The organism is Variovorax sp. Varisp85 (genome assembly GCF_047304045.1).
Taxonomy (GTDB): domain Bacteria; phylum Pseudomonadota; class Gammaproteobacteria; order Burkholderiales; family Burkholderiaceae_C; genus Variovorax.
Map to the genome: position 1 here is coordinate 38,514 of NZ_JBGLYN010000025.1, position 12,488 is coordinate 51,001.

Annotated in this window: 7 protein-coding genes and 1 pseudogene; 1 reads left to right on the top strand and 7 read right to left on the bottom strand. The window is 69.3% G+C overall.

Going from position 1 to position 12,488, the window contains the following annotated elements; all coding sequences use genetic code 11:
* Window positions 1-39: 39 nt before the first annotated feature.
* From ACCC97_RS12500 to ACCC97_RS12510, 3 genes are all read right to left on the bottom strand, one after another.
* On the bottom strand, window positions 40-1,464 hold the full coding sequence (locus tag ACCC97_RS12500; protein ID WP_007833397.1) for an ammonium transporter: 1,425 nt from the start codon (window positions 1,462-1,464) through the stop codon (window positions 40-42).
* A 29-nt stretch (window positions 1,465-1,493) separates the two neighbouring features.
* Window positions 1,494-1,832 (bottom strand): P-II family nitrogen regulator, encoded by a 339-nt coding sequence (gene glnK, locus ACCC97_RS12505; protein ID WP_007833403.1) that lies wholly within the window; start codon window positions 1,830-1,832, stop codon window positions 1,494-1,496.
* Between the two features lie 64 nt (window positions 1,833-1,896).
* Window positions 1,897-2,769 (bottom strand): TorF family putative porin, encoded by an 873-nt coding sequence (locus ACCC97_RS12510; protein ID WP_413333070.1) that lies wholly within the window; start codon window positions 2,767-2,769, stop codon window positions 1,897-1,899.
* 214 nt (window positions 2,770-2,983) lie between these two features.
* Here ACCC97_RS12510 and ACCC97_RS12515 point away from each other — a divergent pair, with 214 nt between their 5' ends.
* Window positions 2,984-4,528 (top strand): YifB family Mg chelatase-like AAA ATPase, encoded by a 1,545-nt coding sequence (locus ACCC97_RS12515; RefSeq protein ID WP_413333072.1) that lies wholly within the window; start codon window positions 2,984-2,986, stop codon window positions 4,526-4,528.
* Window positions 4,529-4,559: 31 nt separating this feature from the next.
* On the opposite strand, the pseudogene ACCC97_RS12520 reads toward ACCC97_RS12515, so the two are convergent.
* From ACCC97_RS12520 to ACCC97_RS12535, 4 genes and pseudogenes are all read right to left on the bottom strand, one after another.
* Window positions 4,560-6,649 (bottom strand): annotated as a pseudogene (locus ACCC97_RS12520) (serine/threonine-protein kinase).
* Between the two features lie 46 nt (window positions 6,650-6,695).
* Window positions 6,696-7,409 carry a type VI secretion system-associated protein TagF gene (gene tagF, locus ACCC97_RS12525; protein WP_007831816.1) on the bottom strand — a complete coding sequence of 238 codons (714 nt, stop codon included), beginning with the start codon at window positions 7,407-7,409 and terminating at the stop codon, window positions 6,696-6,698.
* Window position 7,410: 1 nt separating this feature from the next.
* The gene (gene tssM, locus ACCC97_RS12530; protein WP_413333073.1) at window positions 7,411-11,076 is read right to left on the bottom strand and encodes a type VI secretion system membrane subunit TssM; all 3,666 of its coding nucleotides are present in this window, start codon (window positions 11,074-11,076) and stop codon (window positions 7,411-7,413) included.
* The gene (locus ACCC97_RS12535; protein WP_413314915.1) at window positions 11,076-12,485 is read right to left on the bottom strand and encodes a DotU family type VI secretion system protein; all 1,410 of its coding nucleotides are present in this window, start codon (window positions 12,483-12,485) and stop codon (window positions 11,076-11,078) included. The genes tssM and ACCC97_RS12535 overlap by 1 nt, the downstream gene beginning before the upstream one ends.
* Window positions 12,486-12,488: the final 3 nt, after the last annotated feature.

A 12,488-nucleotide genomic window follows, 5' to 3' on the forward strand; every position in this document is an offset into this window, starting at 1 on the left:
GGTTGGCGTAGCGACACGAAGTGCGCGTAGCCTGGGGGTTTACCTGTTATATGCGGTCTCGCCGTGCGAGGAGATGTCGAGGCCTTCGCGCTCTTCTTCTTCCGACACACGCAGGCCGAGGGTCAGGTCGGCGATCTTGTAGGCGATGAAGGCCACCACGCCGGACCACACGACCGTGAGCGCCACGCTCTTGATCTGGATCCAGACCTGTGCGCCCATCGCGAAGGTGTCGGGCGTTGCGCCGCCGGTGCCGCCGAGGCCCTTGGCCGCGAACACGCCGGTCAGGATGGCACCCAGGATGCCGCCCACGCCGTGCACGCCGAACACATCGAACGCGTCGTCCGCGCCCAGCATGCGCTTCAGGCCGCCCACGCCCCACAGGCAGACCAGGCCGGCCAGCAGGCCGAGCACGATCGAACCCATCGGGCCGACGAAGCCGGCTGCCGGCGTGACGGCCACGAGGCCGGCCACGGCGCCGGACGCGGCACCCAGCATCGAGGCCTTGCCCTTGTGCAGGCTCTCACCCAGGATCCACGACAGCGCCGCGGCAGCGGTGGCGAGCACCGTGTTGATGAAGGCCAGGCCGGCGACGGCGTTGGCAGCACCGGCCGAGCCGGCGTTGAAGCCGAACCAGCCGACCCACAGCAGCGAAGCGCCGACCATGGTGAGCGTGAGCGAGTGAGGCGTGAACGCTTCCTTGCCGTAGCCGACGCGCTTGCCGACCATGTAGGCACCGACCAGGCCGGCCACACCGGCGTTGATGTGCACCACGGTGCCGCCGGCGAAGTCCAGCGCGCCGTCCTTGCCCAGCAGGCCGCCGCCCCACACGATGTGGGCGATCGGCACGTAGCTGAAGGTGAACCACAGCACCGAGAAGAGCAGCACGGCCGAGAACTTGGCACGCTCTGCGAAGGCGCCGACGATCAGCGCCACGGTGATGGCTGCGAAGGTGCCCTGGAAGGCGACGAACACGTATTCGGGAATCGTGGTCAGCGCGCCGAAGGTCTCCTGCGTGATGCCCTTCATGAAGATCTTGTCGAAGGTCCCCAGGAAGTTGCCGTCGCCCGAGAAGGCCAGGCTGTAGCCGTAGACGGCCCACAGGATGCTGATCAGCGAGAAGATCACGAAGACCTGCATCAGCACCGACAGCATGTTCTTCGAGCGGCCCAGGCCGCCATAGAACAGCGCGAGGCCGGGAATGGTCATCAGGATCACGAGAAGCGTCGAAGTCAGCATCCAGGCGGTGTCGCCGGAGTCGATCTTCGGAGCCGGTGCGGCTGCGGGCGCCGCGGGGGCGGCGGCGGCCGCAGCCGCGGCGGGCGCTGCCGCAGGGGCAGCCGCCGCGGGGGCGGATGCCGAAGCAGCGGGCGCCTCGGCCGTGGCCGCGGGCGTTTGTGCAAGGGCGGTGGTGCCGGCAGCCAGCACACTCAAACCGAACGCAAGAGAGACAAGCAGTTTTTTCATAATCGTTGTTCTTTCGGGCCTGGACTCGATCAGAGGGCTTCGCGGCCCGTTTCGCCGGTGCGGATGCGAACGACTTGTTCGAGGTTGTAGACAAAGATCTTGCCGTCGCCGATCTTGCCGGTGCGTGCCGCGCCTTCGACGGCCTCGATCACGCGGTCGACGAGGTCGTCCGAGACGGCCGCCTCGATCTTGACCTTGGGCAGGAAATCGACCACGTACTCCGCGCCGCGGTAGAGCTCGGTGTGGCCCTTCTGGCGGCCGAAGCCCTTCACCTCGGTGACGGTGATCCCCTGCACGCCGATGGCCGACAGTGCTTCGCGCACCTCGTCGAGCTTGAACGGTTTGATGATGGCTGTGACCAGCTTCATGAGTTTTCTCCTTCGGATGGAAATGAAATGGTGCGGCAGCTTGGGCCGCACCTCGTTGTTTTATTTACAGCGTCTTCGTCAGCGTCAGGATGAAGCGCGCCTTGTTGGGCGAGTAGGTCGTCTGGCCGAAGGGGCCGAAGCCCAGGTCGATGCCCGGGTTCGCGACCGCGACATACGAGCTCTTCTTGTTGGCGCCTTGCACCGAACCGGTCAGCGACAGGCCGTTGCCGAAGTCGTAGCTCGCGCCCACGTTGTAGTCGACGTAGCTCTTGTAGCCCAGGCTGCGGATGTCGCTGGACATGTTCGTGTAGCCGACGGCCGCCTTCAGCGTGACCTTGGGCACGATCTCCTTGCTGTACGACAGGTTCAGGTAGCCGGTGTTGGTGCCCTTCAGGCCCGAGCCGGCCTTGTTGCCTGCGTAGCCGAAGTAGTCCTTGGAGACTGTGTGCGAGTACTTGGCGGTGAAGGAGCCGAGGCTTTCATTGGCGTAGGTGCCCGCGACGTACAGCTCGGTGGTGTTGCCCGAGGAGTTGCCCGGGTAGATGTAGGTGAGCGCACCCACGTCCATGTCCAACGGGCCGGCCTTGAACTTGTAGCCGCCGTACACGTCCATCTCGATGCTGTTGCCCTTGAGCCAGTTGACGCTGGAATTCCAGTTGCCCACGTAGAAGCCGCTGTCGCCGAAGGCGTAGTCCAGGCCGCCCTGGATGGCGGGCTTGAAGCCCTTGGTCTTGGCGTAGTCGTTCTTGCCGATCATGTCCTGGTCCTGGCCACGGAACTTGTAGTTCGTGGTGATGGACACGTTGCCCGTGAGGTTCGGGGCGGGCGCTGCCGCAGGTGCCGCGGCGTCCGTGGTGGCCTGCGCAAGGGCTGCGCCCGACGCGGTCAATGCAGTGGCCAGAACGATCAGCGCCTGGACGGCGGTACGGTGCGTCATCGGGAAACTCCTCGCAAGTGTGTTGTGAACCTGGAGGCTCAAAGCAGGGAGCGTGCCAAAGTGCACGAATACCGGTCCTCGCGCCACCGGACACCGCCTCGACTGAGAGCCAAATCGTTACAACGTCTGTTGCGGGGTGGTTGCAGTTATCCGGTGCGTTGCACCACCGCGGGTCCGGGAAGAATCACGCACCATACTGGGGAGAGGGAGAAGAATGGGACTGTCTTTGGTGCAAAGCCGCGCTTTGCTGGGGCTGGAAGCGGCCAGTGTCACTGTCGAGGTGCATTTGGCGAACGGCTTGCCGAGCTTCACGCTGGTCGGACTGGCGGAAACCGAGGTCAAGGAGGCGCGCGAGCGGGTGCGCTCGGCCATCCAGAACGCGGGGCTGGAGTACCCCAACAACAAGAAGATCGTCGTCAACCTCGCGCCGGCCGACCTGCCGAAGGATTCGGGGCGCTTCGATCTGCCGATCGCGCTGGGCATCCTCGCGGCCAGCGGGCAGATCGACAACGCCCGGCTGGCCGGGCACGAGTTCGCGGGAGAGCTGTCCCTGTCGGGCGAGCTGCGGCCCGTGCGCGGCGCCCTGGCGATGGCGCTGGCCCTGCACACGCGCGGCGTGGCCACGCGGCTGGTGCTGCCCCTGGACAGTGCGCAGGAGGCCGCGCTGGTGCCCGACGGCGAGGTCTATGGCGCCCGGCACCTGCTGGACGTGGTGCGCCAGTTCGTCGCCGACAGCGAGGCCGCCTCCCAGTGGCCCGACCCGCCGTCCGACGGCTGGGCGCGGGTCCGTGCGACGGCCGGCGCAGGCGTGCCGCACTATGCCGACCTGGCCGACGTCAAGGGACACGCGAGCGCCAAGCGCGCACTGGAGATCGCGGCGGCCGGCGGCCACAGCCTGCTGATGATGGGCGAACCCGGCTCGGGCAAGTCCATGCTCGCCCAGCGCTTCGCCGGGCTGCTGCCCGCGATGAGCATCGACGAGGCCTTGGAGAGCGCCGCCGTGGCCAGCCTGGGCGGGCGCTTCGCGACGCAGCGCTGGATGACACGGCCTACGTCTTCGCCCCATCACACATCCAGTGCGGTGGCGCTGGTGGGCGGCGGCTCTCCGCCAAGGCCAGGCGAGATTTCGAGAGCGCACCACGGCGTTCTCTTCCTCGATGAATTCCCCGAATTCGCACGCTCCGCACTGGAGGCGCTGCGCGAGCCGCTGGAGACCGGCACGATCACCATCTCACGGGCCGCGCGCAGCGCCGAATTCCCGGCGCGCTTTCAATTGATCGCCGCGATGAACCCCTGCCCTTGCGGCTACCTGGGCTCCGCATCGAAGGCCTGCCGCTGCACGCCCGACCAGGTCTCGCGCTACCAGGGCAAGCTCAGCGGCCCGCTGCTGGACCGCATCGACCTGCACATCGAGGTACCGGCGGTGTCGGCGCAGCTGCTGCTCGACGCGCCGGCAGGGGAATCGACGGAAAGCATCCGCGGCCGGGTGATCGGGGCGCGCGAGCGCGCGATGCAGCGGCAGGGGTACGCGAACCAGTCGCTGCAGGGCGCGGCGATCGACCGGCACGCCAGGCTCGACGACGCGGCCCGCCGGTTCATGTTCAACGCGGCGTCCAAGCTCGGATGGTCGGCGCGCAGCACGCACCGCGCGCTGAAGGTGGCGCGGACGATTGCGGACCTGGGCTCATCGGAGGCCGTGCAGGTCGAGCATCTTGCGGAGGCGGTGCAGTACCGCAGGGCGCTGCACAGCCGCACATGAATGCGGCCCCGCCGCCAGCGCCGGCGTACTGCTATTTGAACTCGTGCGCCACCACGGGCGCCGACTTGCTGTCCTGCACCGTCACCCGCTGCCGGTAGACCTCGAGGTCGCCATTGCGCACTTCGATGTTGTAGATGCCCGGGCGCAGCGACAGCGACTTGAGCGGCGGGCTCACGCCGCGGTCCGCGCCGTCGACGAACACCTGCCCCCACGGGCGGACGTTGAACAGCACGCGTCCCAGGCCTGGCGCCGCCGCGGGTGCGGGTGCAGGGGTGGCGGCAGCGCCCGTCGTGCCGGGTGTCGCACCCGCCACGGTCGTCGTGGTGCCCGGCGGCTGCGTGCCCGGCACGAGGGGCACGGACGGCGGCGAGAGCCGGTTGATCTCGGCGAGGGCGTTGCGCGCCTCGCGCGCATGCACACCGCGGCGGTAGCGGCGCAGGTAGGCCTCGTAGCCTTCGCGCGTGTTCTCGGTCTGCGCGAGATTCCAGTCTTCGGCCTCGGCGATGGCCAGCGCGGATTCGGGCGGCGCGGCCGGCGGGACGACCGGCACGGTCTCCAGCGGCGCCAGCGGACCCGCCGCAGCAGCAGGCGCGCTGGCCGGCGTGGCGGGCGGCGGTGCGGTGGGTGCGCCGGCCACGGTTGGCGGCACGCCATCGGTGGCGGGCGGCGGCATCGCCACCGGCGGCGCGGTGTTGCTCGACATCGGCGCGGCGGGTGGCGGCGGCGCCGGCACCATCGCGGTCTTGGCGTCCTGCGGCTGCATGCCCGAGGTCAGGCGCAGGCCGATCCAGCTGCCCACGGCCACGAGCGCGATCACGAGCCCGCCCACCAGGCCCCACCGCGGGAATGCGGGTTTCTTCTTCTGCGCGGGCGCCGCGGCCTTGCGGCCAGGCGCCTTGCTGCGACTGTCCTGTGGCGCAGGCGCCTTCGGCAGCTCGGGCGCTGCCGTGGGGGGGCGCCCCCGGGGCCCCGGGGGGGGGGGGGGGGCCCGCGGGGGGGGCGGGGGGGGCGGGGGGGGGCGGGGGGGGGGGGGGGGGGGCCGGGGGGGGCCCCCCGGCCCGCGGGGGGGGGGGCCCCCCCCCCCGACACCGGGGAGAACTGCTGCGGCTCCAGCGGCGGCGGCGGCGGCGTTGCCGGCACGGTCGATGCGGGAACGATCACCGTCGGCGCGCCCATGCCACTCACGTAGATGTCGCCGAGCTTCACCAGCCCCAGTTCGGCCGCGAAGGCGGCCACGGTCTGCGTGCGGTCCTTGCTGTGCACGGCCAGCGTGTGGTCGACCGCGGCGCAGAAGGCCGGGCTCAGGTCGGCGCGGTCCATCGAGGACAGCGGCACGTAGGCATCCTGCACGCTGCGCACCACGGCCGAAGGCGGCGGATGGCCGGTGACCGCACGGTACAGCACGGCGCCCAGGGCATACAGGTCGGTCCACGCGCCCTGCAGCAGGGTGTTGTCGTCGGCGTACTGCTCGATGGGCGAGTAGCCCGACTTCACCATCACCGCCACCTCGTCGACGAGGTCGGCAATGGACTTGCGCGCCGCGCCGAAGTCGAGCAGCACCGGCAGGTCGTCCTGCTGGATGAAGATGTTGTCGGGCGCGATGTCGCGATGGAAGCACTGGCTGCGGTGCAGCGTCTCGAGGGCGCCCAGCAGCGGCCCGAGCATGCCGACCAGCCAGGGCTCGGTGATCTTGCCCGGCTCGTCCTCGGCCAGGCGACGCAGCGTGCGGCCCTTGTAGAGCTGGATCGCCATGTAGGCGGTGGAGTTGGCCTCCCAGAAGCGATGCACCCGCACCAGCGCCGGGTGGCTGAACTGCGCGAGCGTGCGCGCCTCGTTGATGAAGCTGCGCAGGCCCGCCTGGAAGGTGGCCGTGACCCGCTCGGAACGCACGTGCACGCTGTTGTCGCCCACGCGGCGCGCGAGCATCGAAGGCATGTATTCCTTGATCGCTACTTCGCGCTGCAGCGAGTGGTCGTAGGCCCGGTAGACGATGCCGAAGCCGCCTTCGCCGATCACCTCCAGCAGCTCGAATTCGTCAAGCCGGTGGTTCACGCCCAGTGGATGCGGCCGTTCCTCCTGCGTGTCGGCCGGCGGGCTTGCGGTGCCGTGCGTCGTGGTCATGCTTCTTCTCCTGCGGGGCGGTGGCTCTCATGGCTCATCTGGTGCTTCATGCCCATGGCACGTGTCCCTGCGAAAACAACTTGGAAAACAATGGTGTGTTGAGGCCGCCGCCGTGGGCGGCGGTGCGCAGCGGCGATCCATCGGCCTGGTTGGTCCACCAGTAGCTGGTGCTGCCGAAGGGGTCGAAACACAGTGGAAGCTCGGGCCAGCCCAGGCGCTGCTGCGCACCCGCGCCGCCTGCCGTCGGCCCGAGGATCGAGAGGATGTCGTCCGAACCGCCGCTGGCGGTCTGGAAGCCGGCGCGGCCCGCGGCCAGCACCTGGCTGTCGAACTGGTCGGGCGCCACGCCGTGGCGGATGGCCTGCAGCAGCGCGCTGCCGCACTGCCAGTACCACTCGGCCGAGCCTTCGAGCACCGACGGGCGATAGTTGCGCGCGGCCACCTGCAGCGTGATGCAGACGGGGTAGTAGCGGCCCACGCGGTCGCAGCTCGGCGCGATGCAGCCGAACTGCACGGCGTCGACGCCCTGCGTGGCGGGAATGGCGAAGTTCCACACCGGAGCCACCGCGTAGTGCTGCGTCATCGCATCGGGCCAGCGCTTGAAGCTGCCCAGGCCGTTCTGCATCCAGCGGTCCCACCAGGCCTGCAGCTCGCGCGGCATGCGGCGGTAGAGAAAGTCGCCGGCAGCGGGCAGCTTGCCGTACCAGCCGATCTGCTCGTCGACGGGCACCCAGGCCTGCGGGGGAATGCTGCTGTTCATATCAGGACTTCCCGGGGCAGGAGAAGCTGTTCATCTGCGACAACCGCAGCGGGTTGTAGACGCTGTTGGCCGTGACCGCGAGCACCACCTTCTTGCCCTGCAGGTCGAAGCTCGCATTGAACGATTCGGGCGAGCTGCCCGCGGAGATCGAGGCCTTGTCGAACAGCCGGTGCAGCGCCCACGGCCCTTCGGTCACGATGCCACCGGCCGGCGTGCCGTTGGCGGTGGTGACCTGGAGGCGCACCTGGTTGCTGTTGCGCGGGCCGGGCCACTTGACGGTGCTCGGCGCCTGCGGGCCATGCGCGTAGCGCACCGTCTGCCCGTCGATGTCGAGCGTGAACTGCGTGAGCGACGCATCCATGTCCTCGGGCCGGATGTCGATGGTGAACGAGGGCGTGCGCCCGCCCGCCATGCCCGAGAAGAACACGTCGCGGATGGCCTGCGCCTTCTGGAATGAATCGAGGTACGCCGAGCGCCCCGCCGCGCTGCCGTCCACGCCGCGCTTGAAGGCCCACGGGTTGACCGAGGTGTCGACCTGCGTGACGAGGTTCTTCTGGAAGAAGTCGTCCATCATCCCGCCCGGCGCGAACAGCTGCGCGAAGTCGCCCGAGGCCACGTCGCGGTTCGACCCACGCGTGAACGGATAGCGCCCCGCGATCGCCTGGTTGCAGAACGAGCCGATGCTCGCCGCCGCGCTCTGTCCGATGTTCTGCCGCGTCACCGCCGCCGCCTTCGACGACGCCGTGGCCGACAGATCATTCAGCATCCCCTGGAACGGCACCGGCAGGCGCCCGGCCTCGGCCTGCACCTTGGTGACCGAATCGCTGGTCGGCGGGATGTTGCCGCTGCGCAGCGCGGTGTCGGTGGCAGTGAGGAAGTTGTAGAGCTCGTTGATGAGCGCGGCCGTCGCGTCGATGGGCGCCTGGCCGCCCTGCTTGGGCGCGGTCACCATGCGGCGCAGCGGCTCGAAGTGGTTGTCCACCAGCGATTCGGGCCGGTCCACGCGCGTATTGCGGCGCTGGCTGCCGTCGGGCTGGCCGATGAGCTGCTCGATGCGCTCGCGCGTGCTCTGCACGCGGTTCTGCGCCTGGTCGAGCAGGCTGCGCGCGGCCTCGTCGTGGTTGCGCAGCAGGTCGGTCTCTCGTGCGGCGCCGCGGATCAGCCGCGACATCGGCGACTCGGCTGTGGAGAGCACGCGCGTCATCTGGATGCTCTGCAACAGCGAGCGGCTGTCGGCCAGGCGGATGTCGACGAGGTAGTCGTCCCACACCTTGATGTAGTCGGTGAGGTAGAGCCGCCGCACTTCGCGCAGCAGCAGCTCGCGCGAGGTGATGTCGGTGATGCCGGGCGCGCGGATCTGCAGCACCCAGCGGTCTTCCTGCTCGAGCGACAGCGTGGTCTCGGCGATGCGCTTGTCGAAGATGTCCCAGTAGCCGCGGTAGGTGAACAGCGTGGGAATGCCATCGGTCAGCGGCTTGCCGCTGGCACGGCGGATGATCAGTGCCGACTCGGCCCCGCCCGCCTCGGCGATGGTGAAGGCATTGGGCGGGCTGGTCTGCAGCAGGATGCGGCGCAGCCGCGCATAAGAGCGCTGCGCCAGCGGCACGCCGGCCAGGCGCTCGCGGGTCTGCGTGATGAGCCTGTCGTCCTTGGCGAAGGGCGAGGTCACCACGCGTCCCGAGAACAGCGCTTTCAGGTGCGATTCGAGGTTGGCGCGCTGCTCGCGCGTGAGCGAGGCGCCGATCTTGCGGTCCACGTCGGTGAGCAGCCAGGCCTGCAGGAAGTCGGCGTCGTAGCGCTCGGGGTCGTACAGCATGAGGTACGCCTTGAGCGCTTCATAGCTGTACTCGGCGTCGATCTTCGCGGCCTCGCGCAGCGACTGCTCCACGCGCTGCGCGGCCTGCGGCAGCAGCACTGTCTCCAGCGCGCGCTGGTACACGCCGTCGGTCGCGGCCTGCAGCTTCTCGCCCTGGTAGAGGCCGAAGCGGTAGGACGTGGGCGGATCGCCGATGTCGAAGTGGCTGGACTTCGGCAGATCGCGCAGCTTGTCGAGGACGAGCAGCGAGCTCGCGATGTCGCCGCTCGAGTCGACCACCGTCGGCAGCTCGCCGCGCGCGGCCGCCTTGTTGAAGGCCTTGGCGTTGGTGTCGACCTCGGCCACGTAGTCCTTGTTGTTGCGCCAGCTGTTCACGCAGGCCCCCAGGAACAGCACCAGCAGCACGCCGATGGCGCAGTAGCCCGCGATGTCGATGGCCCGCTTGCGCCGGTACCAGCTCAGGTTGGTGCCGGCCACGCCCGCGTCGCGGAAGATCACCTGCTGCAGCAGCTCCTTCAGGAAGTAGCTCTTGCCCGGGCCCGGCGGCGGCGCCGGCGGCGCGTTGACCTGCAGGTAGCGCTTGATGGCGCCCATCACGCGGTCGAAGGCCGTGCCTTCCTGCGTGCCGCTGGTGAAGTACACGCCGCGCAGCATCGACGCGGCTTCGAACTTCGACGGATTGAACACGTCGGCCAGGAAGGTGCCGAGGATGTCCTCGAAGCTCGCGAACTGCTGCGGCAGCAGGTAGGCCTGCGCGCGGCGCATCGGGTCGGACTCGGCCGCCAGCAGTTCGGGCAGGCGTTCGTCCAGGCGCTGGTGCAGCAGCTTGTATTCCTGGTGGAAGCGCTCGCGCAGGTCGCCGCTCACCGGGGCCGCGCCCTTGCCCTTGACGGCCTTCGCGTTCGCCGGGTTGCCCTGGATGGGGAAGGTAAAGCCCCACACCTGCTGCCGCTCGGCACGGCCCAGCGAGCCGAAGTACTCGTTGAAGCCGGCCAGCAGGTCGGTCTTGGTGACCAGCACGTACACCGGGAAATCGATGCCCAGGTCGTTGCGCAGCTCCAGCAGCCGCTTGCGCAGCGCCATGGCGTGGCGCGCGCGCTGGGCGTCGTCGGCCAGCGGCAGGTCGGCGATGCTGATGGTGAGGATCGCGCCGTTGATCGGCTGGCGCGGGCGGAACTTCTTGAGCAGCTCGATGAAGCCCTTCCACTCGCCCTCGTCGGTCTCGCGGTTGCTCTCGTGCGTGGTGTAGCGCCCGGCCGTGTCGATCAGCACCGCCTCGTTGGTGAACCACCAGTCGCAGTTGCGCGTGCCGCCGATGCCGCGCACGGCCGCCTTGCCGAGCTGGTCGGCCAGCGGAAAGTCGAGGTCGGAATTGACCAGCGCGGTGGTCTTGCCCGAGCCCGGCGCGCCGATGAAGATGTACCAGGGCAGCTGGTACAGGTACTGCCGGTCGAACAGCGAGAAGCGGCTCGCAGGCTTGCCGTCGGCATCCTGGCCGAAGCGCATGTTCTTCAGGATGGCCGTGGCGTCGGTGAAGCCGCTCTGCAGCTCCTTGATCTCGGGCGCGTCCTCGGGTTTGGCCTCCTTCTCCTTCTTGGAAGGCGTGCGCAGCTGGTTGAGCAGCTGCGCATTGAGGCGGCGTTCGCGCCACTTGCGGTAGATGACGCGCACGAGCCAGATCGCGAACATCAGCACGATGACCGCGATGCGCACGATCTCGTCCTCGAGCGGACGATAGCGGCCCACCGCGATGGCCGGGCCGATGATCCAGATCAGGAAGGCGAGTGCGACCAGGCCCAGGAAGACCCACAGGTCGCGGCTGATGAGAAAACGGAAGATGGCGCGCAGCATCAGCGAGAGCCTCCGGGCTGCGGAGCGGGAGTGGGCGCCACAAGCGGCGCGGAGGTTGCTGGCACACCGGCAACGGGCGCCACCAGCAGCGTCACCTCGACGCGCCGGTTGCGCGCGCGGTTGGCGGCGGAATCATTGGGCACGATCGGGTCGGCATCGCCGCGGCCTTCGGCGCGCAGGCGCTGGGGCCGCGCGAGGCGGGTGGCGATCATCTTCTGCACCGCGTCGGCGCGGGCCTGCGAGAGCTGCCAGTTGGAGGGAAAGCGCACGCTGCGGATCGGCTGGTCGTCGCTGAAGCCGCTGACCAGCACGTTGCCTTCCACGGCATTGAGCGCATCGGCCACGCGCGCGAGCACCGGCACATAGCGGTCGAGCACGCGGTCGGAGCCCGAGGCGAACAGGCCGTCGCCGCGCAGCACCACCACGCTGCGATCGGCCTCGTCGCGCACGGTCAGCAGGCCGTCGCGGATCTCGGGCTCGAGAAAGCGCTGCAGCCGCGGCGTCGGCGCTGGCAAGACGACGGCGCGCTCCGTTTGCGGCAGGCGCACTGCATTGACGGCCGCGAAGGCGCCGTCGGAATGGCCCGCCAGGTTGAAGGTAAGCAGCGCGAACACGAGCACCAGCAACACCGCCGCCACCGCGCCCACCGCCCACACCGGCAGCCAGTTGCGCGCGCGCCGCACGGGCGCACTCGCGTCCTGCCAGTGCGGCGACAGCGGCACGGCGATTTCGCCGCGCGTCTGCCGGATGATCTGCAGCAGCCGCTGCTTGAGCGTCTCGAGCTGCGTGCGGCCGTTGTCGATGACGCGAAAGCGCCCCTCGAAGCCCATCGCCAGGCAGAAGTAGATGAGCTCGATCAGGTGCAGGTGCTGCTGCGGGTTCTGCACCAGGCGCGACAGCAGCTGGAAGAACTTCTCGCCGCCCCAGGTCTCGTTGTGGAACATCACGAGCAGGCTCTGCGACGACCAGATGCTGCCGCCCCACGGCGTGAGCGCGGCGGCCTCGTCGACCGCCGTGCACAGGCAGTAGCGCGCGCCGATGATCACTTCGGGAGAAATGCCCGCCTGCTGCGCGCGCGTCTCGAAGCGGCGCACCTCATCGACGAGGTGTTCGCGCAGCTGCGAGGGCGCGGCATGGTGGCCGGTGGCACGGATCTGCGGGATCAGGTCGAGCAGCGGATTGGCCGCGGCCACGAGCGGGTTGTTGCCCGCGAGCGCCGTGTCGCCCGCATGCGGGCGCCGCGAGTCGTGCCACGCGGTGAAGGACTCCGGCTGGGCGCCGAGGCCACCGATACCGCCGGCACGCGAGGCGGACGGCATGCCGCCTGCATCGCCGCTGGCGTTGCCGCCGCCGGGGTTCGGCGGCACGAAGCCGCCCGGGCCGACGGCCATGTCGTTGACACCGTTCATAGA